Origin of the sequence: Chakrabartyella piscis (assembly GCA_030067835.1) — a bacterium.
GTDB classification, from domain to species: Bacteria; Bacillota; Clostridia; order Lachnospirales; family Anaerotignaceae; genus Chakrabartyella; species Chakrabartyella piscis.
Genome location: CP092441.1, coordinates 1,646,855 through 1,671,184, shown reverse-complemented (window position 1 = coordinate 1,671,184; position 24,330 = coordinate 1,646,855). Strand labels below are relative to the sequence as shown.

Annotated in this window: 26 protein-coding genes; 2 read left to right on the top strand and 24 right to left on the bottom strand. The window is 36.6% G+C overall.

The window, feature by feature from the left end:
- Positions 1–208 precede the first annotated feature (208 nt).
- The 8 genes from MJY40_RS07450 to spoIIIAA are packed head-to-tail and all read right to left on the bottom strand — an operon-like array spanning position 209 to position 4,904.
- Positions 209–841 carry a SpoIIIAH-like family protein gene (locus MJY40_RS07450; protein ID WP_317856356.1) on the bottom strand — a complete coding sequence of 211 codons (633 nt, stop codon included), beginning with the start codon at positions 839–841 and terminating at the stop codon, positions 209–211.
- 11 nt (positions 842–852) lie between these two features.
- Positions 853–1,416 carry a hypothetical protein gene (locus MJY40_RS07445; RefSeq protein WP_317856355.1) on the bottom strand — a complete coding sequence of 188 codons (564 nt, stop codon included), beginning with the start codon at positions 1,414–1,416 and terminating at the stop codon, positions 853–855.
- Positions 1,400–1,735, bottom strand: a complete 336-nt coding sequence (locus MJY40_RS07440) for a stage III sporulation protein AF (protein WP_317856354.1) — start codon at positions 1,733–1,735, stop codon at positions 1,400–1,402. The genes MJY40_RS07445 and MJY40_RS07440 overlap by 17 nt, the downstream gene beginning before the upstream one ends.
- A gap of 17 nt (positions 1,736–1,752) precedes the next feature.
- Positions 1,753–2,841, bottom strand: coding sequence for a stage III sporulation protein AE (locus MJY40_RS07435; protein ID WP_317856432.1), 1,089 nt, complete (start codon positions 2,839–2,841; stop codon positions 1,753–1,755).
- Positions 2,842–2,862: 21 nt separating this feature from the next.
- Entirely contained in the window at positions 2,863–3,246 is a 384-nt protein-coding gene (spoIIIAD, locus tag MJY40_RS07430) for a stage III sporulation protein AD (RefSeq protein WP_317856353.1), read from the bottom strand.
- An 11-nt stretch (positions 3,247–3,257) separates the two neighbouring features.
- Entirely contained in the window at positions 3,258–3,452 is a 195-nt protein-coding gene (spoIIIAC, locus tag MJY40_RS07425; protein ID WP_317856352.1) for a stage III sporulation protein AC, read from the bottom strand.
- Positions 3,453–3,462: 10 nt separating this feature from the next.
- Entirely contained in the window at positions 3,463–3,981 is a 519-nt protein-coding gene (locus tag MJY40_RS07420; protein ID WP_317856351.1) for a stage III sporulation protein AB, read from the bottom strand.
- Positions 3,981–4,904: a stage III sporulation protein AA gene (gene spoIIIAA, locus MJY40_RS07415; RefSeq protein ID WP_317856350.1), complete on the bottom strand. Its 924-nt coding sequence runs from the start codon at positions 4,902–4,904 to the stop codon at positions 3,981–3,983. The genes MJY40_RS07420 and spoIIIAA overlap by 1 nt, the downstream gene beginning before the upstream one ends.
- Positions 4,905–5,093: 189 nt before the next feature.
- Here spoIIIAA and MJY40_RS07410 point away from each other — a divergent pair, with 189 nt between their 5' ends.
- Together MJY40_RS07410 and MJY40_RS07405 are read left to right on the top strand one after the other, a co-directional pair.
- On the top strand, positions 5,094–5,696 hold the full coding sequence (locus tag MJY40_RS07410; protein WP_317856349.1) for an SGNH/GDSL hydrolase family protein: 603 nt from the start codon (positions 5,094–5,096) through the stop codon (positions 5,694–5,696).
- 147 nt (positions 5,697–5,843) lie between these two features.
- Positions 5,844–7,400, top strand: a complete 1,557-nt coding sequence (locus MJY40_RS07405; RefSeq protein WP_317856348.1) for an S-layer homology domain-containing protein — start codon at positions 5,844–5,846, stop codon at positions 7,398–7,400.
- Between the two features lie 49 nt (positions 7,401–7,449).
- On the opposite strand, the gene MJY40_RS07400 is transcribed toward MJY40_RS07405, so the two are convergent.
- From MJY40_RS07400 to MJY40_RS07325, 16 genes are all read right to left on the bottom strand, one after another.
- Positions 7,450–8,340 carry a hypothetical protein gene (locus tag MJY40_RS07400; protein ID WP_317856347.1) on the bottom strand — a complete coding sequence of 297 codons (891 nt, stop codon included), beginning with the start codon at positions 8,338–8,340 and terminating at the stop codon, positions 7,450–7,452.
- Positions 8,341–8,475: 135 nt separating this feature from the next.
- Positions 8,476–9,114: a lecithin retinol acyltransferase family protein gene (locus tag MJY40_RS07395; protein WP_317856346.1), complete on the bottom strand. Its 639-nt coding sequence runs from the start codon at positions 9,112–9,114 to the stop codon at positions 8,476–8,478.
- A gap of 82 nt (positions 9,115–9,196) precedes the next feature.
- On the bottom strand, positions 9,197–9,439 hold the full coding sequence (locus tag MJY40_RS07390) for an HPr family phosphocarrier protein (protein ID WP_317856345.1): 243 nt from the start codon (positions 9,437–9,439) through the stop codon (positions 9,197–9,199).
- Positions 9,436–10,395: a DNA-binding protein WhiA gene (whiA, locus tag MJY40_RS07385; protein WP_317856344.1), complete on the bottom strand. Its 960-nt coding sequence runs from the start codon at positions 10,393–10,395 to the stop codon at positions 9,436–9,438. Before whiA ends, MJY40_RS07390 begins: the two co-directional genes overlap by 4 nt.
- A gap of 76 nt (positions 10,396–10,471) precedes the next feature.
- Positions 10,472–11,347, bottom strand: coding sequence for an RNase adapter RapZ (gene rapZ / locus MJY40_RS07380; protein ID WP_317856343.1), 876 nt, complete (start codon positions 11,345–11,347; stop codon positions 10,472–10,474).
- Between the two features lie 47 nt (positions 11,348–11,394).
- Complete coding sequence (gene murB / locus MJY40_RS07375; RefSeq protein WP_416387498.1) at positions 11,395–12,237, bottom strand: UDP-N-acetylmuramate dehydrogenase; 843 nt, start codon at positions 12,235–12,237, stop codon at positions 11,395–11,397.
- Between the two features lie 100 nt (positions 12,238–12,337).
- Positions 12,338–13,270, bottom strand: coding sequence for an HPr(Ser) kinase/phosphatase (hprK, locus tag MJY40_RS07370; RefSeq protein WP_317856341.1), 933 nt, complete (start codon positions 13,268–13,270; stop codon positions 12,338–12,340).
- A gap of 106 nt (positions 13,271–13,376) precedes the next feature.
- Positions 13,377–15,230, bottom strand: a complete 1,854-nt coding sequence (gene uvrC / locus MJY40_RS07365; RefSeq protein WP_317856340.1) for an excinuclease ABC subunit UvrC — start codon at positions 15,228–15,230, stop codon at positions 13,377–13,379.
- A 107-nt stretch (positions 15,231–15,337) separates the two neighbouring features.
- On the bottom strand, positions 15,338–15,868 hold the full coding sequence (locus tag MJY40_RS07360; protein ID WP_317856339.1) for a hypothetical protein: 531 nt from the start codon (positions 15,866–15,868) through the stop codon (positions 15,338–15,340).
- Positions 15,869–15,895: 27 nt separating this feature from the next.
- Positions 15,896–16,717, bottom strand: a complete 822-nt coding sequence (locus tag MJY40_RS07355; protein ID WP_317856338.1) for a hypothetical protein — start codon at positions 16,715–16,717, stop codon at positions 15,896–15,898.
- A complete protein-coding gene (locus MJY40_RS07350; protein ID WP_317856337.1) occupies positions 16,708–17,232 on the bottom strand; it encodes an ImmA/IrrE family metallo-endopeptidase in 525 nt (174 codons plus the stop codon). Before MJY40_RS07350 ends, MJY40_RS07355 begins: the two co-directional genes overlap by 10 nt.
- A 224-nt stretch (positions 17,233–17,456) precedes the next feature.
- Positions 17,457–19,085 (bottom strand): putative polysaccharide biosynthesis protein, encoded by a 1,629-nt coding sequence (locus MJY40_RS07345; protein WP_317856336.1) that lies wholly within the window; start codon positions 19,083–19,085, stop codon positions 17,457–17,459.
- 138 nt (positions 19,086–19,223) lie between these two features.
- A complete protein-coding gene (typA, locus tag MJY40_RS07340) occupies positions 19,224–21,050 on the bottom strand; it encodes a translational GTPase TypA (RefSeq protein ID WP_317856335.1) in 1,827 nt (608 codons plus the stop codon).
- Between the two features lie 391 nt (positions 21,051–21,441).
- The gene (locus tag MJY40_RS07335; RefSeq protein ID WP_317856334.1) at positions 21,442–21,807 is read right to left on the bottom strand and encodes a hypothetical protein; all 366 of its coding nucleotides are present in this window, start codon (positions 21,805–21,807) and stop codon (positions 21,442–21,444) included.
- A 12-nt stretch (positions 21,808–21,819) separates the two neighbouring features.
- Positions 21,820–22,890: an FAD:protein FMN transferase gene (locus MJY40_RS07330; RefSeq protein WP_317856333.1), complete on the bottom strand. Its 1,071-nt coding sequence runs from the start codon at positions 22,888–22,890 to the stop codon at positions 21,820–21,822.
- A gap of 96 nt (positions 22,891–22,986) precedes the next feature.
- Positions 22,987–24,330, bottom strand: coding sequence for a hypothetical protein (locus MJY40_RS07325; RefSeq protein WP_317856332.1), 1,344 nt, complete (start codon positions 24,328–24,330; stop codon positions 22,987–22,989).

Here is a 24,330-nt window from a genome sequence, read left to right as displayed (position 1 = left end):
TATATCAGATTTTCTGGAAATATGCAATTATTTATGCACCGTTTTTACAAGAAAATCACAAAAAAGAAAGAGCAAAAACCGAAGTTACGCCCTTTCTTACAATTATCTTACAAAAATATGTCTATCAATAAAAGGAAGTGATACCTTGAAACTTTATACAGTCATACAACCTAGAAAAGACATTTGTACATATATTGTCTTTTTTATGTTATTGTAGGGGATTGATACGAATTTGTTCTACAGAAAATCCGGTTTTTCGTGTGACGATATCTTCAATTTGTGCAATTTGTGCTTCTGTCAATGTTGTGGCACTGACCACCACATCCACAGTATCGTCATCAATTCGTACATAGGCTTCTGTAAATCCTTTGGCTTCTATCATTGCTTCTGAAGCGGTTTCTTTCTCAATGCGTTCTTGCAATTCCATCATGGTATCGCTACAAACTGCTTTTTGGTCATCACTTACATTTTCGTTGTTGAGCATTTCTGTTAAAATATCTGTTTGTTTGGCTCTTGCTTGTTCACGATCCAGTTTCGCTTCTGCAAAATATTGCGTTGTACTGGATGTGGCATCTGCATTTACAAAGATTGCTGTACCATCGCCTGTTGTGGTAGAAACCTCTGCTGTAATTGGGTCTAGGCTTAATTCTGAAGCTGAAATATCATCTGGCAAAGTATCGTAATCGTTGATGACTGCGATCATATCCCCTTCTTCTGTCAATTGCAATGCTGTTTTGGTACCTTCAGATCCTTGTGATTCTTGGAAATTCAAATACCCTGCTGCTGCAATCATCACTGCTAGAGCTGTGACAACCACCTGATTTCTTTTGATTTCAAACATGTACATTCCTCCTATGCTCGCATTTGCAAAATTGCAATTTTATGTGCTGGTACATCAAACAATGCTTGTGCTGCTATGAAAAGATTCTGACTGATGACTGCATTTCCACCTCCTTCCGCTACAATCACAATACCCTCAATGGAAGGTTCTGTAGATTGCAACAAAAAAGGTGTTGTAGCACCTTCTGCATCCTCTGTAAGTAAGATTGTGGTTTCGCTCTTTTCGGTTTTCTCTTGTGTATCAGTGCTGTAGCTTTCGGTTGTTTCCAAACTTTCTTCTGTTGCAACTTGAAAAATACCATTGTCTTGATATGTAATCATCACTTGTACCATGCCAGCACCTTCAACTTTGGATAGAATTTCTGCAACTTGACTTTCCATAGCCATTTTTTCTGCATATGGATTTTCTGGTTCCACTTGGATTTGTATTTCCGCTTTCGTATCTTCTGCAAACATCGTTTGACCTAGAAATAGAAACAAAACACCGAGACACAATAAAACACCCAATTGTCCAAGTCCCTTTCCATGTTCTTTATGAAACCATTTTCTAAGCCAGCTTTCACCATTTTTCAGCAAGTGTTTCACCTTCCTTTGTATATTGCGTTTCCAAGTCCAGTTTTTCTTGTATTCTTTGGAGGCGTTCCAATTCCAATTGTTCATAGGTGCCTTCATCCAAAAGTGTTTCTGAAACTATGTATGTTTCATTCCAATCAAAAAAATCGATATCTTCCACTTGAAATAACGAAAACAATGGTTGTATCACTGCTGACATGACCAAAATCCCTAGAATCAACTCCAAATATTTACGAAAGGAGTTATCAGGTAAACACATAGATGCCATTGCAGTGAAAATAGTAAGTGCTGTTATTGTTTTTATATATGCAGAAAATTCCACAAATATGTCAACTCCTTTCAAAAATGGCTCAATAATAGGATGGCAGAAAACAAGCACATACCTTCTGCCAAACATATCATGCCTAGAAATAATGATGTGTAGGATGCAGCAACACCAATGCAATTGACAAGCCTACTTTCACAGATGAATTCTGATGCAGCTGCTGCAATTTGAAACACCAAGAGAATTACAATCAACTGAATCACCAGTGGTAGACAGATGGTTAATAGGTATATGACACAGGCAACCACTGCACCACTTTTCAAAGTTCCAATCATAACAGATGTGGTTTCCACTGCACCACCCATAACATCACCAACAATTGGTACAGCACCAATGGCAATACCGGCTGTTTTCACCACCAATGAATTGATTGCACCACCACCTATTTTTTGTAAAGATAACAATGCCACAAATGCCATAGCAATCAACTTCAAGCTCCAAGAAATTCCTTGACGCAATAGCTTTGCAAATCTTCCTAAAATTGGTTTTTCAGTTAAGTGATTCACCATTTCCAATGAAATACCCATCAAAGTTGCTGGAACAAAACACATTTCAATGACAAAGGTTAAAAATGCAGTACCAGCCATAATGGTTGGTTCGAGTATAGAAACTTGTGTGAAATTTCCACCAGAAACAGCCAAAATACAGAATATTGGCATCATCACACCAAAGGAATTGGAAATAATATGTATACGTTCTACAACACTTGTGGATATATCAAAGAAGGATTCTGTTAGCAAAACAATCAACACCATATAGCAAACAGCAAAGCCCATTTCGCCTACTGTTTTTCCTTGCATGGAATCTGTCAATTGTTTCAAAATGGCACTCATAACCACAATGAGCAACAGCTGAATCATCAATTTCTTTTGGGTATAGAGTTCAGAAAACACTAGCTTTCCTATGGTTTCTGGCAATTCAGAAAACGTCAACTCCACATCACCTGTCAAAACACCTTCCACCAGTTCACCAAAGTTTTGACCATCTTCTGTGACAAGACCTGTATCATAAAATCCCATTTCTTCTAATTCTGTTTCTACAATGGTTGTTGCATATACCATTTTTGGTGCAAATAGAAAAATCAATAGAATCAACATAAGCATACGTTTCAATTCATCACCACCTTATGTCAAATTCATGATTTTTGTCAGCAGTGATGTCAATATAGGTGCAGAGGTTGCCATAATACAGACTTTACCAGCCAATTCCACCTTAGCACCCATTGCATTTTCACCAGCATCTGCACAGATTTGAGAAGCAAATTGCGTTAGATATGCAATGCCAATGATTTTCCAAACAACTGCAAAATATCCACTGGATATACCAGCAATGGAACTGGTTTCTTGCAACAAGTCAAAAATTTCTTGTAATGGTTCCAATAGCTCCATCAAAATCAAAATGCTTGTGAGCATTGCAATCATAATGCCAATGTAGGGTACTTCCTTTTTCAGCAATACAACAAAAATGGTGGCAATCAGCGCCAAAAATATAATCTTTTCCAAATTCATCAGGACACCTCCTACAATTGAAACAGAGTCTGTACCGTTTCAAATAAGGTGTTGATGTATTCCACAACCCAGTACAAAACCACCACCAAACCTGCTAATGTGGTCATCATGGCTTGTTCTTCACGACCAGCACGTATGAGCACTTGGTTCAAAACTGCGACCAAAATGCCCACTGCTGCAATTTGAAATACAATATTGATTTCCATGAAACACCTCCTATAGCAATGTAACAACCAAAAGTAAGCCAGATAAAACGCCCAAACTGCCATATAATTTTTGGTTTTTGGACATTTTGGATTGTAAGTCATTTTCAATGGTTCTAATGGAAATGAGCAGCAAATCCAATCCATTTTCTTGTCCAGTACGTTCCAAGAATGATATGGTTTTACCAAAAGATATGATTTCATCCAAGTCAATTCCGGTTAGATAGGTATATCTGCCTTCTTCCATCCAAATGCGTTCCCATATAACAGAACCAGATTCGCCTTTTCTGGATTCCAAATCAGAGCCAATACGTGCAAAGATTTCACCAACCATACCATTCAATTTGAGACCAATACCTTCCATGACTTCACCAAGAGGTGCTCCAATGTAGCGAACTTGATTTTGTAATAGTAAAATACCAGTTTCCACTTCTTTCAAATCTTGTAAACGAAATTTTTCTTTCATCACAAAGGAAACACCAAAGGATGTTGTAGCAAATACAACCAAAATACAACCCAAACATTGCAACATCAAATCACCTTCCTTTGGTAGATACATTCACCTGATTGGTTCCAAATTTCTTCTACAGTACCAACAGAATTTTCTTGAGATAATATGAAAATACGCACTCTTTCCATCGATGCAACCAAAGATTTGGCATATGGATTCTTGAGAATGCTATCATAAGAATCACCATGTATGGTTGCCATTAAAACCACACCTGCATATAACATGGTCATTGCTCCAGCATAATCTTCTGCTTTGCCCAATTCATCCACTGCAATGATATTTGGTGACATACTATGCAACAACAATTGCATACCCTTTGGTTTTGGACAATTCCCTTGTACATCAGTGCAAAGTCCAACATCCAACTGTGGAATTCCATCTTCTGTGGCAGATAATTCACCACGTTCATCCACAATGCCTATGGTATAGCCACCTGAATCATCAACACCATTGCTGAGTAGACGAATCAAATCACGCAAAAGAGTTGTTTTTCCACATGCTGGTGGAGAAACCAAAATCACATGACACAATTGATCTTCATCAAATAGATAGGGAATCCATTGCGTTCCACAACCTTGAATTTCCTTTGCAATACGTATGTTGATGCTACTGATTTGTCGCAAACCATCCATTTGTCCATTGCGATACACTGCTTTGCCACAAAATCCAACTCTGTGACCACCAGCAAGTGTCAAATATCCTTGACCCAATTCTTCAGCAAAAGCGTATAAGGAATATTGACTGAGTTTTGCTACAATTTCAGACATTTCTTTTGGTGTAACATCATCGTGATTGAGAAAATATTGTTTTTTGTTATATTTGATTGCAATGGGTTTGTGGATGCGTAGACGTACTTCTTGTACTTCATCTTTGGTGAATCTGGAATCTCGTTCTATGGCATCCCAAATGCTGTTTGGAATATAGGTTTTCAAAAATTCGATCATTGTATCACACCTTCTTTTGTATTGATTTTTTTGTATTGACTTCTTGTCCTTTTCATCTTATGAAGCAAAGTACCAGAACATACATAAAATTCGAAACAAATTGGACTTGTATTCCAACAGATACAATCTTTACAAATTTACAGTACATAAGGTATACTGAATGTAAAACTAAAACAAAGGAGTGTTTTTATGAAAAAGGTGACAATTGTTGCTTTTGGCGATAGTTTGACATATGGTTATGGTGTTTTGGTTTCTTATCCTGCTCGTTTGCGGAAGGTATATCCAAAATACAACATTCGTAATCGTGGTATCAATGGGGATTGTACCAGAGGTGGCTTAGCGCGTTTGGAAGAAGATGTGCTGAGTTTGCGACCCAATCTTGTCGTTGTTTGGTTTGGTTCCAATGATAGCTGTTTTGGTGAAGGATATCGCACTCCAATTGAATTTGAACAAAATCTTTCTGCTATTGTAGAAGGTATTTTGAATCTGGAGCATAGCGCAAATAAAAAATCAGAAATTCTCTTGATTACGCCACCACCTATGATAGATAGCGATTTCTATCCCATTAATACCAATGACCGTTTGGTGGAATATGCGAAAATCACAAAATCTGTAGCACAAAAGTATCATTGCAATTGTTTGGATTTCTTTTCAATTTTGGATGCAGAAAACAAAGTTTCTAAGGAACATTATGAAAGCATGTTCCAACAAGATGATGTACATTTGAGTGATTTGGGATATGAATTACTTTGGAAGCATCTTCTACCAGAAGTGGAAGCGTTACTCAAATAACCCTACTATATTGTTGGTTTTTGAAAGATTTTCGTTGAATTTATTGGGAATATATCTGAAAAATTTGGCAAATCATAGAAACTGTGGTATAGTAAAAGAAGCGAGCTTTGCAATTTCAAAATCTTATATACAAGAAAGGATGATGATATGAAGCGGTTTGTAACTTGTCTGTTGACAACTTTTTTATGTGTTTGCACAGGAATGGTTGTATTTGCAGATGTTGCAACAAATGCATCTAGTTGGGCTGTTTCTTCAATGGAACAGGCGTATGCAGAAGAATTGATTTCAGATGTGTATTTACAAAGTGCACAGTCTCAAATTACAAGAGCACAGTTTTGTGAAATGATTGTTTCTTTCTGTGAAGAACTTTCGGATACAGAAATTACAACACACAAGGAAAGTCCCTTTTCTGATACAGATGATTCTAATGTCATTGCTGCATTTGAAATGGGAATTGTTGGTGGTTTGGAAGAAGGTATTTTTGCTCCAGATAACACATTGACACGTGAACAACTGGCTATTATGTTGGTGCGTGCCATTTCCTATTGCGGATTGGATTTGACTTCTGTTGCCAAGTACAACGATTTTGCAGATACAGTAACCCTATATGCAACATCCCAAAAGGCAATCAACAAGTTATATGGTAGTGGTATTTTATCTGGTGATGGTGATGGTATGTTTTATCCACATCGTCAATTGACAGTGCAAGAAGCTGTCAGTGCTCTTTGGAAAGCCTACACCTATACAGAAGAAAACTTGCTTTCTCCTGCTATTGTGATTCCAGAAACCACAACAGATGCAACAGATGAACTAGATTTGGATGATTCTGATGTATCTGAAGAAACAACATCTACTTCTACTACTATTGATGATAGTGACTTGGAATATGATGTGATGACGATTTCAGGCAAAGAAATCCAATTGTTGGATTCTGCTAGTGATTTGATTTCTGTTTGGGGTGAACCAGATCGCATTGATACCACCATCCATGAGTACACACGCTATGTGTATATCAATGATTATGAAGATTACTTCTTTGTTACCTTTGATGGAGACAATAAGATTGGTGAAATCTTTACGGTATCTCAAAACTATGATTATTTAGGAACCAGTGGTGATGGCACTTCTGGTGATATTCGAAATTTGGATTATATCAGTTCTTTGTATCATAGTGGAATTATTTCCAGTTCCAATACTGAAGCAAAAATTCCGTTGGATTATCAAGGTAATATTGCTGGATTGTTGTTGCAAACCACAGATTTTGCAAATATTCCTACCTATAGAGCGAGCTATACTCTACCTTTGCAACAATCATTGGAACAAGAATTCTGTGATATCATCAATGCAAAGCGTGCCATTTTAGGGTTGGAAATTTTGGATATCAATGAAAATTTACAATCTTCTGCCCATACACATAGTGAAGAAATGGCGTCGAAGGAATACGTGGATTATACCAACATCAAAGGAGAAACTCCTTTCCAAAGAATGGCTGCTGCTGGTGTAGCATTCACCTATGCTTCTGAATTGGTTTCTGGTCAACGTGGTGATGTGGTACAAACCTATCAAGAGTGGATTCGTACTGCTGCGAAATACACTGTGTTCACAGATGTTTCTGTAGATACAATGGGCGTTGGTGCAGTTAAAAAATCAAATAATTTATATGTAACCGTTGATTTTTGTCAAATTGTTGATAACGGTGTTTGATGCATAATGAAAGGACGTTGGTTTTGTGAGTCAGCGTCCTTTTTTGTGGTTAGTGTTCTATTGTTCTTTGAATTTGTAGCAAATTGTTGCCTTCTATCAGATATTCTTCTCCAGCATCATTTACTACAACAAAGGTATTGTCTACAAATCCAGCCAAAGCATATGGTGAATTATCTCTAATTTCAATGATTGCCACCACTTCTTGTGTTGTTTTGTCAATTGCTTCTCCTAGAATAAAACGCATCCAATCATCAGACCAGAAATATTCTTCTTGAATGGTTCTGCTTTCTGTTTGGGTAAATTCTTCTTTCAAAGGAACTGTTTTGCTTTCATTTCCTTTTGCTTCCCAGAAAGATTGTTCTTTGGTCAGATGTAATATAGGATTTCCTTTTGCATCAATATTCCATTTTGGAATTGTTGTTTGACGCACTTCTTCCCATTGATCAGGAGTTTCTTCATCTGGATTTTCCCATCCACGATTCCAATAGGACTCCACATCTACTTCTACATTCAAAACTTGACGATACACACCATCTTCCAAAACATATCCACGAATCAATTCTGAAAATTCATAGGCACCCAAACCTTGGTTGATGTATTCATTGACGATAATTGCATTCTTATTTTGTGTTGTGATTGGTAAAAATTGAATGTCGTTGACTTGATAAAACAAATCCAACTCTGTTACATATTCGTATACATTGCCTTCTTCGGTATAAATTGCAACCAAGTTGTTTTCCTGACCAAAATCCAAGACCACAACAGCTCTTTCTCCATCATTGCTATCCACAAAATACAGCTTCAAATCTTGTAAGTTATCCAAGTTGTACAATTCTGCTTTGTTTAGGTCTTGTAGCACTGTTTCTGCAACTTCACGTTCTATAATAGGATCTTGTAACCTTTCTATTTCATCTCTTGTGATGCCAATTCCTACACTCATACACTGCCTCCTATTCATTTTGACTCAATTCCCTTATGAGTAGTATATGAAGGTGAAGTGGTTCTGTAGAATCAAATTTTTGCATAGAAAAAGCACCCATTGTAGAAACAATAGATGCTCATATGTAAGTTGAAATTATGATTCAGAATCAAACTCATTGCATCTGCACCATCTGGCAAAATGTTCACAATTATTACTGAATACACTATAGCTATCTTCATACAATCGGCTCTTTGCCCGAGATACAATTTCATCAGGAGCATAGGATGCAGGACTATCAAAATCACGCAAAATTCTGATTTTTGATCCATTTGCAAATTCAGAAAGAGAACTTCTGGTTACACAATCCAACAAATAATGGATAACTTCTTCTCCACCAATATAGATTCCATGATGTGTATATCCTGTACGAGATACAAGTAAATGATCTCCAATATTGGGTGTTTTATTATCCACAAAGTGTTCACTGATTGCAATTGGAATGGAACGCAAAACATTATTGAAATTATCATTCGCTTTTGTTTCTGCATCCTCTTTTTGATTATTTTTTTGGTTCAATTTATGGAGCATATCTCCAGAGCCAGACACCCAATCGTTCAAAATTTCTTCTGTTTTTTTCTGTTTTTCCCTTTGTGCTGCTCGTTGTTTTACCTTTATAGATCGTGGTGTCAAATCTATCAGCGGTTTATTAGGATCAATAGGTTTTGGAATAGGTATAATTTTTTCTAAATCTACACCAGTTGTATGTTTGATTATTTTTTGAAATAAAGCCATATATGCCACCCCTTCTTTAATCCAATGCACTCCAACTTTAGAAATAAAAAAACCCTCGAATCATCAAGGGTTCAGTTACAAATTATGCCAAGATAGCTGCCAATTCAGCAACAGCCAATTCTTCTTCAGCACCATCAGCCAAGATAGTAGCAACTTGACCTTCTTGCATATTCAATGCAATGGTACCCATGATGCTTTTTGCGTTGATTTTTCTTTCTTCAATACTCACTTGTACTTCGGCATTGAATTTGCTTGCTGTTTGCACAAAGAATGCAGCTTGTCTTGCATCCAAAGAATTTTTAATTGTTACGTCCTTTTGTGTCATAATCCTTCACCTTTGCCCTCTCTCAATGATTCCGCTATTAGACTGATTTTCTTTAACCTATGATTTACCCCAGATTTCCCAACTGGTTCTTGAAGCAAAGCTCCTAATTCTTTTAAACTGATATCTGAATATTCCAATCGCAACATTGCAATTTCAATCAATTGTGGTGGCAATTTTTCCAATCCAATTGTATTTTGAATTAGTAGAATATCCTCCTCTTGTTTCACTGCTGCATGTACAATTTTGTTCAAATTTGCTGTTTCGCAATTGACTCTACGGTTGACATCATTTCTCACTTCTTTTACAATGCGTACATTTTCCAAGTCCATCAAAGCAACATGTGCTTCCATGACGTTGAGCAAATTTACGATTTGTTCACCTTCTTTTAAGTATACAACAAAATGATCTTTTCTTGCCACAACCTTAGAATCCAATTCAAAGGTATTGATCAAATCCTTCAGCTGTTCTGCCAATTGCTCTGAAGACACCACAAATTCCAAATGATAGTTTTTCTCTGGATTGTTTACAGAACCTGCACATAGGAAAGCACCACGCACATAAGCACGTCTACAACATATGGAGCTAACCACAGGTGCATACATTTTATTTTGTATTTTGGGATGCTGATTGACTTCTGTCCAAATACCAGTCGCATGTAAAACTTTCTCTACATCACTTGGGTTTTTAATCCATAAAATAAAAGATTTTGCTTTTCTACCACTGCCATTTGTAGTTTCAGTTATCTCACTGTTTATATTAAAAGTATTTTGCAATAATGTAAAGCATTTTTTCATAACGAGTAAATTTTCTGATTGTATTTTTACACAAAAATAATTCGTTTCTTGGAGAATTTCTCCACATATATTTATAAAAGCAGACAATTCAGACAGATTGCAATGGCGTGCATTTCCAAATTGTGTACTTAACTCAGCCTTAACCTTATATGAAAATGACAAATTTATGACAAGTCACCACTTTTCTTTTTTTTCGTATAATTTCCTGATATTTACATCACAACTCATTATAATTCCATTATTTTCCTTTATTTTTTGCATCTTTTTCAATATCGTTGTGTTTCAGCAACACCATTCTCTCTTGTGTGGCTAAAACTTGGTACAAAGCATTTGCCAATGTAACAGATCTGTGTTTACCACCTGTGCAACCAATGCTGATGACCAAATTGTTTTTACCTTCTTTGGTATATTGTGGAAGCAAAAACTCCACCATATCCACCAATTTTGTTAAAAAATCTTTGCTTTCTTGGAAACTCATCACATAATCGCTGACAGGTGCATCATTTCCAGTCAATTCCTTCAATTCCTGAATATAAAATGGATTTGGCAAGAAACGAACATCAAAGACTAAGTCACTATCCACAGGAATCCCATATTTGAAACCAAAGGAACATACCTTTACCATCAAACTATCAAAAGCTTTATTTTCTACAAACAAACGATTGATTTGTTCCTTCAATTCCCTAGCCAAAAAGCTAGATGTATTTAAGATATAGGTGGCTTTTGTACGCACTTCTTCCAATTTTTTACGTTCCAAATAAATACCATCTTCAATTGAACCTTTCTTTGACATAGGGTGTGCACGTCTGGTTTCTTTGTACCGTTTCATAAGGGTTTTATCTTCTGCATCCAAAAATAGAATTTCATAAGGATACCCTATTTCATCCAATTCTTCCAAAACTTGGAACAAATCATCGAAAAGCTTGCCACCACGAATATCAATACCCATAGCAACACGCTCAATTTCACCATTTTGTTGGGAACACAAATCTGCAAATTTTGGAATCAACGCTGGTGGCAAATTGTCTACGCAGAAAAAGTTGATATCTTCCAAAAATTTCAAAACAGATGTTTTACCAGCACCTGACATTCCTGTTACAATTACGAAACGCATACAACCACCTCCAACTATTAAGGTAACACCGCACAATGAGGTGTTCCTTAGTTTCGTCCAATAAATTTCACTTCTGTTTCCAAATCTACGTCAAATTGCTCTTTTACTGTCTTTTGACAATGGGCAATCAAATCCAAAATGTCTGTTGTGGTGGCATTTCCAGTATTGATCAAAAATCCAGCATGTTTTTCAGATACCTGTGCACCACCAATTGTTTTCCCTTTGAGACCTGCATCCTGCACCAATTTACCAGCAAAATATCCTTCTGGTCGCTTGAAGGTACTGCCAGCACTTGGATATTGTAAGGGTTGTTTTTCACGTCTTTGTTCAGACAATTGATTCATATATGTTTTCATTTCATCTGCATTTCCATTTTGCAAAGAAAAGGTTGCAGACAAAAGAATATATTCATTTTTTTGCAAACTGCTATGACGATAAGACAAATCCAATGCATCAGCAGACAGCTCTAATACTTCCAAGTTTTTTGTCAACACACGTACAGAAACCAAAGTGTCTTTTATTTCACCACCATATGCACCTGCATTCATGGAAACTGCACCACCAACAGTTCCTGGTATGCCAGAAGCAAATTCCAAACCTGTCAAAGCATTTTGTAATGCAACACCAGATACAGCGGATAACATTGTGCCGGCTTGGGTTGTCAAAACATTGTTTTCTACACTGATTTGAGACATATTTTTGCCAATATAAATGACAACACCATCAATTCCTAAATCAGAAACAAGCAAATTGCTACCATTTCCCAAAACAAAATATGGAATTTCAAGTTCTTGTATCCATTGCAACCCTTTTACCAATTCTGCTTCATTTCTTGGTGTGAAAAAGGCATCTGCAAAACCACCTGTTCGAAAAGTGGTGTGTAATTTCATTTCTTCTTTTAATTTCAGTACGTCTGCACCAAGTTTCTCTTGTAAGATTTGTATTGTATCTTCCAATAGATTCACCTCATGTAATATATTTATAAGACAATTATTTGTCTAGTTGATTTCTTAATTTTTCTTCCATTTCTCTTGCAGTGTGCTGACCCATTTTTTTCTGTCTATTGTTGATGGCAGCAGATTCACAAATGACAGCAAGATTTCTACCTGGTCTAACTGGAATGGTATTGCACAAGACTTTGTTGCCCAAAATCTCCATATAATCTTCACCCAAACCAAGTCTGTCATAGGTGCAAGCAGTTCCATCCCAACTTTCCAATTTGACCACCAAATCAATGGTTTTGCTTTGTTTGACAGAGCTGACACCGAACAGATCTTTTACATTGATGATACCAATACCACGCAATTCAATCATATAACGAATCAATTCAGGACAAGTACCCACCAAAGTTTGGTCAGCAATTTTCTTGATTTCTACAGCATCATCAGCAATAAGCCTGTGACCACGTTTGATCAGCTCCAAAGCCGCTTCACTTTTACCAATGCCACTAGAACCTGTGATCAAAACACCTTCACCATAAATATCCACCAAAACACCATGTAACATAATACGTTCTGCCAATTCACTACGCAACCAAAAAATCATTTCTGCTGTGAAGTCAGTAGTTGTGTTTTTGGTACGAAAAACAGGAACATTATATTTCATTCCATATTGTATCATTTCTGGAAATACCTCAAGGTTTTTGCAGATGACAATACATGGAATGTGATTTTCAAATAAATGACAAATTGCAAGTCTACGTTCTTCTGGTTCCAAAGATTCCAAATATCCATGCTCTACACGTCCAATGACTTGTACACGATCGTTATCAAACCTATAATAATATCCTGCCAATTGCAAAGCTGGTCTATTGATTTCTTTACGAGTGATGACTCTACCTTTTAAATCCAAATCAGGTAAAATGTTTTCCAATTGGAATACCCTTACAATTTTTGTCAACTCCGCAGAGTAGTTTGTAAACATAAGCAACCCTTCTTTCTTTTCCTTTTCCCTATAACTCTATCATACCTGAAAGATGGAATTTTTGCAATTCATTCTAGTATGCAGATGAGAAAAATGCAAAGAAATTCTATTCTTTGATATGGAAAAATGCGTATACCCCTTCTGCTGAAGGGATCGTCATACCATCTACTTCCAATAAATCTGCCACTTCTGCTTCTGCAATTTTTTCCACAGAACCAAAGTGTTGCATCAATGCTTTTCTACGTTTGGCACCAATTCCCTTGATGTCATCCAAAACAGAATGGAGTGTATTGGTTTCGTGCAATTTTCTATGATAGGTTATGGCAAACCGATGGACTTCATCTTGAATTCTGGTAATCAAACGAAACCCTTCTGAAGTCAATGGCATTTGTATCTCTTGATTTTGGTACAACAATCCACGTGTACGATGTTTGTCATCTTTGACCATACCACAAACTGGAATGTCCAAACCAAAGGAAAATAACACTTCTTCTGCTGCCGAAACTTGAATTTTACCACCATCCATCAAAATTAGATCTGGTAATTTAGAGAAACTGGTTTCCTTCTGTTCTGTTTTCTCTTTGATGGCATGATTCAACCTACGTATGAGAACTTCCTTCATAGAACCATAATCATTGGCACCTACAATGGTCTTAATTTTGAATTTACGATAGTCTGAATTCTTTGGTTTGCCATCTACAAACACCACCATAGCCCCTACAGAAGCGAATCCTTGTGTATTGGAGATATCATATGCTTCTACACGTACAAGTGGCTTAGATAGCTCCAAAGCAGTTTTGATTTCTGCCATAGCACCTTTGGTACGCTGTTCTTCACGCTTTAGTTTTTCACCAAATTGGGAAAAGACAACAGCTGCATTTTGATAGGCAAGTTGCACCAATTTGTGTTTTTCACCTTTGATGGGAACTGTGATTTGTACTTTACTACCTCTTTTTTGAGATAAGTACTCTGTTAAGACTTCTGCTTCTTCTTCCACCAAAGATTCTTGCAAAATGATTTCCTTTGGAATATAAGCAGTACCATTATAAAATTGTGCCACGAACGCAGTTAGAATCTCATTTCTACTTTGCTCTTCTGGTGCTGTCATGGTGAAGTTTTCACGTCCCATAACTTTGCCTCCACGAATGAAAAACACTTGTACCAGACATTCATGAAAGGCTCTCACCATTGCCACAACATCTGCATCACCAAGAGGTAGATTTGCCATCTTTTGACGTTCTGAAATGCTTGCAATTGCTTTGATTTTATCACGTAGAGCTGCTGCTTTTTCAAATTCCATTGCTTCTGACGCAGCCATCATTTCCGCTTCCATTTGCTTTCCAATGGATTCTTGTTTTCCTTCTAAAAAATCCATGGATTGCTTGATATATGCATTGTATACTTCTTTAGAAACTTGACCAGTACAAGGTGCCAAACATTGTCCAATGTGATGATTCAAACAAGGTCTTTCTTTACCAATATCCCTTGGAAATACCTTTTTACATTTGCGAATTGGAAATATTTTGTGTATGGTTTCCACCATTTCTTTCACTGCCAATGCATCGGTATATGGACCATAATATTTGGATTTATCTTTATCCACACGTCTGGTTACAAAGATTCTAGGATAATCCTCCTGTGTTGTGATTTTGATATATGGATAGGATTTATCATCTTTTAACATGATATTATAGTATGGAGAATATTGTTTGATGAGTGTGCATTCCAAAATCAAGGCTTCCATTTCAGAATCGGTTACAATATATTCAAATTCTTTGATTTGTGGAACCATTGCACGTGTTTTGGCAGTCTGGTTTCTGGCACTTTGGAAGTATTGGCGCACTCTATTTTTCAGATTGATTGCTTTGCCTACATAAATGATTTCATTTTTTTTATTTTTCATCAAGTATACACCTGGTGTTTGTGGTAATTTTTTCAATTCTTCTGGAATGTCAAACATATTGTCACCTTCTTTCTTAATCAATGAGTTCTTCACTATTATATATCAAAAAACAGAAAAATGGAGAAGATTTCTCTTCTCCACATAAATTTTTTTATTATCAATGGTCATTCGCTGTATTTGTGTTCCAAGATATCGAGTACATTTTTCAAAAGACGCTTGAATCCTTTGATACAGGGTTCGTTGAAATGGATGAGTTCCTCTAAAGTCAACAAGCGAATATCCCAATCTTCAGGACATTGGATATTTTCCAAATCAGCTTTGATTTCTGCTAACAAAGCTGTACCTTTTCTCGGAGTATCATTTGTTTCATAGTATGTGTAAGTAGTAAGAATCAATGGTGTTGGGTTGTTGAATTGCTTGTCGTTTATGATATCAATATCCAATGCAAAAGTATCTTGATAATGTTGTTTTATCGTTCCTATATAGGAATATGTATGATACATAATGCTACCGCCAAAACGCCATTTACGCTCATGTTTCTTTTTGGCAATGAAAATTTGGAATTCACCATTATTTTCATGATAGCAAATTGCGGTATAATGCACTTTGATAAACGGTTTCATTCCATGACGTGGAATCACTCGTTTTAGGGAAATCACATCAACCATATGATCGATTTTAGCAACAAGTCCCATTTCTTCTGCAATTTTTGCAAAGGTTTCTTATTGTGGTAGTGTGTTTGATGCTGTCCAATCTTTTAAATTTTGCAAAAAACCATGGTGAGTTGCTTTTTTGGAAGCATGTTCTTTTTCCAATTCACAAATGATATTTGCATTACAATCTCCGTTGAACATAATGATGGGATATAAGCGACCTTCCCAAACACCTTTCAATTGTTTGTATCCAAAAATATGAACACGTTTTTTCTGAGCGGTATCAAAACGCAATAACAACGCTGCCAAATCAAAGGAAACCACCAAATGGTTGCAAATACTATAACTTGCAACACGAAAACCAATATCAATATCGGGACCAATATATTCTGTCTGACGACGATTGTCATTGATAAGATATTCTGTAAAAATATTATCACCAACGTTTCCAGAAGTTGATGTATGTGCAACCCAAGCAGTAGCCTTAATACCAAGAACCTTAGCAGACTCTACATCACAAAGCAATCCACTAGCAATTTCTTGATTCAAACGACAAAGATTTGCATAAATGGTTTCCAATGTATCCACAATATCTTCTGGCTGAAATACTTCTTTTGTATATATGATTTCATCTCCAAGTGTTTTCCAAAACCGAAATCCACCTAGGGAAGAATTAGAAAAACCGCTGATGATATGACGAATGATTTCGCTGATGGCATCCATCCAATTTTCTTTATTGGTTGCTTTATAGCTTGTAGAGTTTACGATATCAAATGAGAAAAATAAAATTATATTTTCTTGAGTATTTTCTTGTTTTTGTATCGTTTGTGCTTGGAGTTTTTCTACCAAGAACGCCAAATCATTGTGAATTGGAAAAGATCTCATCTCCATAACAACACCCCTAACCATTTTCCACGGTTGACAATTTCACCTGATGATACATTAAAATATGAAGCAAGTATATCTGTAGAGACAGCATTGTCTACTTTATTGGCATATACACAATCGAAAAATTCTTTTTGTGGCATCAAAAATGCAGATGCAAACTCATGGGCTTCAAACTCTCTGTGTGTTGTACCAATTCGATATGTTTGCGAATCATAAGCATCCCAAATTTCATAATTGCTCATATAGCCCATGTGCAAAAATAAATGACCTATTTCATGGGCAACAGCAAAGTTTCGTCTTGCAACAGAGTCATATTTTGAGATGGATATGACAAAAGCCTCTTCATCTATTGCACCTTTGCGTACGCAATCAGAAACCCTTGCACCTTCCAATTCTTCAATACGTCCACCTAATTTTGCAACAGCTGCATCCATATCCGTAATGGGAATTTGAATGTCAAATTGTTCAATTATCCAGTCTGCGATTTTTGATATGCTTTTTCTTGTTCGATCATCCATAGCACAACTTCTTTCTTTTTGTCCAGTTCCACAATGTGTATCTTTTAATTGTACGTCAACAATGGTTATTTTTCAACAAAAAAATAGAGTTTTCAACAAATAAACACAGATTTAATGTGGAATTATGATACAAATTCCACATATTTCCAATTTATCATTGAAAAATGTGGTGAAGTTCAGAAATAAAAAAGAGAATCAAGATAAACTCAATTCTCTACTTCTGGTTATAACAAATGGCATTTTTGTAAAATACCAATAATTAAGTCGCTTTTCGGCAATACCGAAATGTCTTCTTTACGAATGCCACCAATGAGCAACATAACAACTCCATAAATCCCCATTGCAATGACGATAGCCACCAGCGTTGCTATTGTATTGTTCTGAGATGCATAGTATAACCCATGGTAAATACCATATGCACCAATACCCATTGCAGAAGCACCCAACAAAGGCAAGAAGAAGGAACGCAACCAAGCAAATGGAACACCTGTTACACGACTGACCATTGTCACATCAAATGCAGATGCAACCAAATAGCATCCTGTTGTTGCCAAAATAGCACCCAAAACATTGAGCTCTGGTATGGGAATCAAAATATAATTCAAAACAATTTTTGTAATGGCACCTAAAATAGCACCAATGACTGGTATTTGTATGTGTCCAGTTCCTTGTAAAATGCCTGTTGCTGTTTGACAAAGTGCCAAAAATAAAATAGAAGCTGCACCAACAGTCAAAAGCATACCGCCATCACTTGCATATGGGAATAGCATTTCAATGATTTGTGTTCCCAAAACACCAATGCCCACTGCTGCTGGCATGGAAATGATCATAGAAATACGATAAGTCAATTTGATTTTTCTACGCACCTGACTGCGTTCTTTTTTCTTCATGGAAGATGCCAAACTTGGCAAAACTGCTGTTGCAAGTGCTGTAGAAATGGCTACTGGCAATGTGGTTAGAGTTACATACTTACCAGACAACTGACCATATAAAGACACTGCTTCTGTATGGGTATACCCACCTTTTTCCAATAATACAATAACCATATTCATATCCACCAAATTGGTGATACTGAAAACCGCTGTACCTGCAATGATTGGCACAGCTATATGAATCAAGATTTTCGCAACATCTATATGACTTTCTTCAAATTTTTGCTTGCATCTACTTTTACGTTTCAAAATGTCTTTTCGAATCAATGAATAGGAAAATAATACCACCAACAAACCAGCCAAAGCACCAACGCCAGTACCAGCAGTACCACCAGCAGCACCCATTTGGATGTTTTTTTCACCAGCAGCAACACCAACGCTTAAGAATAAATAAGCCAAATAAACACTAAAGAAAGCATTGAAAATTTGCTCAATGATTTGGGAAATTGCAGTTGGCACCATGGTATTCATACCTTGGAAATATCCACGAAATACAGACATAATTGCCACAATAAACAAAGTTGGTGCCAATGTTAAGATACAATAATAGCTTTCTGGTGTGTTGGCAAAGTTTGCAATTTCTTGACCAAATACAAACAAAATAATGGCAAACAACAATCCCATACCACCAGAAACCACCATTGCTGATTGGAAAACCCTATGTGCATTGCGATATTCTTTGGTTGCAATACGTTCTGAAACCATTTTTGATATGGCAGCTGGCAATCCAGCAGATGATAAAATCAATAAGAAGGTATAGATATAATACCCTGCACTATAGATACCATTGCCTTCATCACCAATCATATTGGTGAGAGGAACACGATATACAAAACCTAAAAAACGCACCAAAAGACCAGCAAACGCCAATATTGCAGCTTGCTTTACAAATGAACCTTTCTTTTTGGTTTCTTCTGCCATGGTTGCCTCCTACTATTTGAAAATCAATAGCTGATTTTTCTATCCTTTTGTGTCGCATTTATCATAACACAAAAGCGGACAAATGGAAACCTTTGGCTCTCATTTCTCCGCTAAAATTTATTGTGATTCTATTGCAACTTACTTGTTGTTTCTGGATTTTCTTCTCAAGTTGTTATCCAAGATTTTTTTACGCATACGCAAGTTTTGTGGTGTAATTTCAACCAATTCATCATCGCTGATGAATTCCATACATTGCTCCAAAGACATATTGATTGGTGGCACCAAACGAAGTGCATCATCAGAGCCAGAAGAACGTGTATTGGTTAATTGTTTTTTCTTACAAACATTGATATCCATATCATCTGCTCTTGCATTTCTACCAACGATCATACCTTCATATACTTTGATACCAGCACCAATGAACAAGTTACCACGTTCTTGTGCGTTGAACAAACCGTAAGTGATTGCTTCGCCAGTTTCAAATGCAACCAAAGAACCTTGTGCACGCATAGGGATTTCACCTTTGTATGGAGCATAGCCTTCAAAGATGGAGTTCAAGATACCATTACCTTTTGTATCTGTCATAAATTCATTTCTATATCCAATCAAACCACGAGCAGGAATGATGAATTCCAATCTAGTGTAACCACCTTTGGATGGATACATGTTTTGCATTTCACCTTTTCTGGAACCGAGTTTTTCAATGACACTACCAACAAATTCTTCTGGAACGTCAATTGTAACTGCTTCCATAGGTTCGGATTTGACACCATCAACTTCTGTGAACAAAACTTCTGGTTTGGAAACCAAGAATTCATAACCTTCACGACGAAGTGTTTCAATCAAGATAGAAAGATGCAATTCACCACGACCAGAAACCTTAAAAGCATCTGTAGAATCTGTATCTTCTACACGCAAACTAACGTCTGTATTGAGTTCTTTGTACAATCTTTCTCTGATTTGACGAGAAGTTACAAATTTACCTTCAAGACCAGCAAATGGACCATCATTTACAGAGAAATTCATGGACAATGTTGGTTCAGAAATTTTAACAAATGGCAATGGTTCTGGTTTTTCTGGAGAACAGATGGTATCTCCAATCATAATGCTTTCGATACCGCTAAGAGCTACCATTGTACCAACACTTGCTTCTTTGACTTCCACACGTTGCAAACCTTCAAATAAGTACAATTTTGTGATACGTACTTTCTTTTGGGATGCTTCGTCATGCATATTTACAACCACTACTTCATCGTTGACATGAAGTGTACCGTTTTCAATTTTACCAATACCAATACGACCTACATATTCACTGTAGTCAATTGTAGAAATCAACGCTTGCAAAGGTGCATCCATGTCACCTGTAGGACATGGAACATGGTTGATGATGGTTTCAAACAAAGGAACCATATCTCCTTCACGTGCTTCTGGGTCCAAAGAAGAGAAACCACCACGTGCAGAAGCAAATACAAATGGAGAATCCAATTGTTCGTCATTTGCATCCAATTCCATAAACAATTCCAAAACTTCATCAATGACTTCTTGTGGTCTTGCTTCTGGTCTATCCACTTTGTTGACACAAACCACTACTGGGTGATTGAGTTCCAATGCTTTACGCAAAACGAATTTTGTTTGTGGCATAGGACCTTCAAATGCATCTACAACCAAAACAACACCATCTACCATTTTAAGTACACGTTCTACTTCGCCGCCGAAGTCAGCATGTCCTGGTGTATCGATGATATTGATTTTTGTATCGCCATAGTTTACTGCTGTATTTTTGGAAAGAATTGTAATACCACGTTCACGCTCAATGTCACCACTATCCATAACACGTTCTTGTACCACTTGGTTTGTACGGAATGTACCACTTTGACGAAGAAGTTGATCCACCAATGTAGTTTTACCATGGTCAACATGGGCAATGATTGCGACATTTCTAATATTTTCAACTGATTGCTTCATAATTTACTCCATTCATATAACATTTATTTATCATTCATTCATTTGATTATCTCTTTTCACACATTTATGGCAATACTGTATAACACTGGTTGTAAAATTTGTGAGAAGATTTTTTCGTCACAATTATCAAAAAACGGAGGCGATATCGGAAATATCGTCGAGTATTTTTGCTGATTCTGACGGAACAATAAACCACAAAGGTTATAATCTAGAGTTATGCGGTGTTGCCTTATGTATTCTATCACAGCTATAACCACTATGCAATTACTCTTTTTGGAACATAACAATTTTCATCAACCTTAACAGACAATCACTAAAAACACTGTGAATTCAAGTAATAATTACAATAAAAACGGGTGACCAATGGTCACCCCTACATAGCATCGTATGATTATTCTTCTTCTGCAACGATTTTCATAACAAAGCCTTCACTGTCTTCGTTGTAATCGTCATCGTCTTCGTCATCAAAATATTCGTCATACATTTCGTCGTATTCATCATACTCATCATCATAATCGAAATCGTCTTCGTCATTAGGACAGAATGGACATTCAAATCCAAACAAGCCTGCAAACAATGAAATTGCTGTTCCAATGAATAACACTAAGCTGATCCAGAAGATTGGTTTTTTCTTTGTGCATGGAAGGGAAATTCCAAGCATCATACCAAAGGAAATCAAGCACAATTTGAACAATGCCACATCCTTCATATCCATTTCCAAAACGCAATTTTTGTAATACTCTACCATTTTCTTCATTTTAGTTCCTCCTTATTTGTCTACTACTTCATATACAAAATCATTATCTCTACCTTCAAAAACAAAACGATCTGCAATGCCTTCTGTTGCCACAACTCTACCATCTTCTGTCACAAAAATAGCTTCAAAATCTTGTTCCATACGCCACAAATCCAAACTTTCTTCCAGACCCATGACAAACAATGCTGTGGAAAGTGCATCTGCTTTGGTGCTATCTTCACTGACGATGGTGACAGAAATCAAACCGCTATCTGCTGGATAGCCTGTTTTGCCATCAATGATATGATGATAAATGACACCATCTTCTTCAAAATATCGTTGGTACCCACCAGAAGTAACCACTGATTGATCAGTTGCAGATATCATACCCACATAATCAGATGCATCAATTGGATTTTGGACTGCCAATTCCCACATAGAACCATCTGTTTTGGTACCCAACATGGATAAATTGCCACCTAAGGAAACCCAACCATTGGTCACACCTTTTTCATGGAGCAAATCCACCACCAAATCAGCGGTATATCCCTTTGCAATACCACCCAAATCTACAGACATACCCGCTTCTTGCAAGTAGGCTGTATCTTCCTCCAAAACCAAACCATCAGGTGTTGTCAATGGCAAAACAGATTCCAGTTCTTCTAAAGAAGGTACTCGATTTCCTTCATCTGTTGCAAATCCCCAAGCACTGACAATGGGTGATATGTTCATATTATAGGCTTCGTCTGTCAAACTTGCAAATTCCAAACCTCTGGTTAAAATTCCATTGGTATCTGGTGAAATGTCAACTGCTTGTATGCCTGCATTGGCATTCAGCTGTGCAATTTCGCTATCAGAAACAGTAATGGAAAACAGTGCTTCCAAACGTCTGATCTCTTGTTCCACTTCTATTAAAATAGCATCTCCATCTTCATGATAAATATGAAACATCATCACAGTATCCATTGCAAATGTGGTGACTTCATGGAGATTTTCTTCCTTTTGCATTGCCAATTGTTTTTGTGCTTCTTCTCTTTTTTCAGAACAGCCCGCCAGTAGCAAAGCTGCCATCAAAGGAAAAAGCAGTGTTTTTTTTATATTCATTGCATAACCTCTTTGTTGAGTATCGTTTCATTTTGTTCTATCTTTACTATACACTAGATTGGCTCAGAATACCATATGATTTTGCAAATTACAGACCTATTGCGTATCTTTTTTTAGTTTCAATGGTTGCAAATGACTTATGGCAATACGCATTTTCTTGTAATCTCTTTTGGTTAAACTATGACTTACTGGCTCTGGTGCATATAAGGTGTGATCCAAAACATCAGCCAATATAAAAAATGTTGATTTAACGGATTCATCCGATTCTATACAATGTTGTTGCAAACGCAATAGGTAACTGCGATAACTTTCACCCATTTCTATGTGATATCCCTTTGTCTTACCAATTTTTATCAGCATAAGCATGGTACCTTTTGGTGTGTTTCGCATATGCAACAATCGAATTTCAAATTTCAGATTTTCATATTTTTTCTTTAGAAAAGCGATGATTTTATGCCAAAAGGATTCCTTTTTTACTTTTATCTTTGGTCTATGATAGCGAGATGTTTTCATGGTTTTCTCAAGTTTGTTTTTGCCAAAACGTCGCAACACCCAAACCAACAAACAAATAATCAACACACATAATGCAACAATCAGGATAATACCTATAATGGAATAGTCCCCTTCTAACATCACTTCTTCTGCTGTTGCAATTCCATTACTTTCTGGTGGTGAAATCTCCAAAACCTCTGCTTCTGGTGTTGGAAATAAAGAAAAGAACCACTCTACAAAACGATTGAGCTGGAATAAAATCCATGTGATTGCTGTTATTACCCAATTTGTAGTGGTGTTGACTACTTTTGCAGTACCATCCAATGCAAAGGAAACGAAAGCAGCAGACAATAGACCCAAACCAATAAAACAGGAAATTATAGTTGCAATGGCTTGTTTTTTCTTACCATCACTGATTTCTTTTTTACCTTCTAATTTATGCATAGTCAAAGAGATAAAGGAAAATAACAATGCAAAGCCTGTACAAATGGCATTCTCTGCTGGAAATGCAAAAACACCACCTGTACCCATAAATAGCAACAATGCCAAACCCATTGCAGGACATTCACAACACAAAAGAACTGTTTGTGGTTTGACACCTGATAGATTCAAAGTACATGCCATTGCTGAGGGTATTGCTAGAAAACACCAAATGATAAACCAAGAAATAATGCCTGTGGTTTTCACGAAGAATAGACTCATAATCACAGTTAAAATTACATAACAAAAAACACCCAAATACACCAAATGTGCAAATGCTCTTTCTTTACGCAAAAAAAGATACACAACCCCAAAGTTGAGTATTGCCAAGAAAAGCCAAGGAACCATTGGTATCATGGGATTGTTGGCACTTCTTGTTGCACTGAAAAACAAATATAGATTGCATAAGGCGGTTACTTGTGTGATATAAACTGCAAATATTGAATGTAATGAAATTTTTGGATTCAT

Coding starts and splice junctions, on each gene's coding strand:
- rapZ (WP_317856343.1), bottom strand. CDS start 11,347: ATGCGTTTCGTAATTGTAACAGGAATGTCAGGTGCTGGTAAAACATCT.
- murB (WP_416387498.1), bottom strand. CDS start 12,237: ATGAAATTACACACCACTTTTCGAACAGGTGGTTTTGCAGATGCCTTT.
- spoIIIAA (WP_317856350.1), bottom strand. CDS start 4,904: ATGATCGAATTTTTGAAAACCTATATTCCAAACAGCATTTGGGATGCC.
- MJY40_RS07405 (WP_317856348.1), top strand. CDS start 5,844: ATGAAGCGGTTTGTAACTTGTCTGTTGACAACTTTTTTATGTGTTTGC.
- MJY40_RS07410 (WP_317856349.1), top strand. CDS start 5,094: ATGAAAAAGGTGACAATTGTTGCTTTTGGCGATAGTTTGACATATGGT.
- MJY40_RS07350 (WP_317856337.1), bottom strand. CDS start 17,232: ATGGATGATCGAACAAGAAAAAGCATATCAAAAATCGCAGACTGGATA.
- MJY40_RS07330 (WP_317856333.1), bottom strand. CDS start 22,890: ATGAATATAAAAAAAACACTGCTTTTTCCTTTGATGGCAGCTTTGCTA.
- MJY40_RS07325 (WP_317856332.1), bottom strand. CDS start 24,330: ATGAATCCAAAAATTTCATTACATTCAATATTTGCAGTTTATATCACA.
- MJY40_RS07395 (WP_317856346.1), bottom strand. CDS start 9,114: ATGGCTTTATTTCAAAAAATAATCAAACATACAACTGGTGTAGATTTA.
- MJY40_RS07435 (WP_317856432.1), bottom strand. CDS start 2,841: ATGCTTATGTTGATTCTATTGATTTTTCTATTTGCACCAAAAATGGTA.
- uvrC (WP_317856340.1), bottom strand. CDS start 15,230: ATGTTTGACATTCCAGAAGAATTGAAAAAATTACCACAAACACCAGGT.
- spoIIIAC (WP_317856352.1), bottom strand. CDS start 3,452: ATGGAAATCAATATTGTATTTCAAATTGCAGCAGTGGGCATTTTGGTC.
- MJY40_RS07355 (WP_317856338.1), bottom strand. CDS start 16,717: ATGGAGATGAGATCTTTTCCAATTCACAATGATTTGGCGTTCTTGGTA.
- hprK (WP_317856341.1), bottom strand. CDS start 13,270: ATGTTTACAAACTACTCTGCGGAGTTGACAAAAATTGTAAGGGTATTC.
- MJY40_RS07400 (WP_317856347.1), bottom strand. CDS start 8,340: ATGAGTGTAGGAATTGGCATCACAAGAGATGAAATAGAAAGGTTACAA.
- spoIIIAD (WP_317856353.1), bottom strand. CDS start 3,246: ATGAATTTGGAAAAGATTATATTTTTGGCGCTGATTGCCACCATTTTT.
- MJY40_RS07390 (WP_317856345.1), bottom strand. CDS start 9,439: ATGACACAAAAGGACGTAACAATTAAAAATTCTTTGGATGCAAGACAA.
- MJY40_RS07450 (WP_317856356.1), bottom strand. CDS start 841: ATGTTTGAAATCAAAAGAAATCAGGTGGTTGTCACAGCTCTAGCAGTG.
- MJY40_RS07420 (WP_317856351.1), bottom strand. CDS start 3,981: ATGTTGCAATGTTTGGGTTGTATTTTGGTTGTATTTGCTACAACATCC.
- typA (WP_317856335.1), bottom strand. CDS start 21,050: ATGAAGCAATCAGTTGAAAATATTAGAAATGTCGCAATCATTGCCCAT.
- MJY40_RS07335 (WP_317856334.1), bottom strand. CDS start 21,807: ATGAAGAAAATGGTAGAGTATTACAAAAATTGCGTTTTGGAAATGGAT.
- MJY40_RS07345 (WP_317856336.1), bottom strand. CDS start 19,085: ATGGCAGAAGAAACCAAAAAGAAAGGTTCATTTGTAAAGCAAGCTGCA.
- MJY40_RS07360 (WP_317856339.1), bottom strand. CDS start 15,868: ATGGGACTTGTTGCTAAAATCGATCATATGGTTGATGTGATTTCCCTA.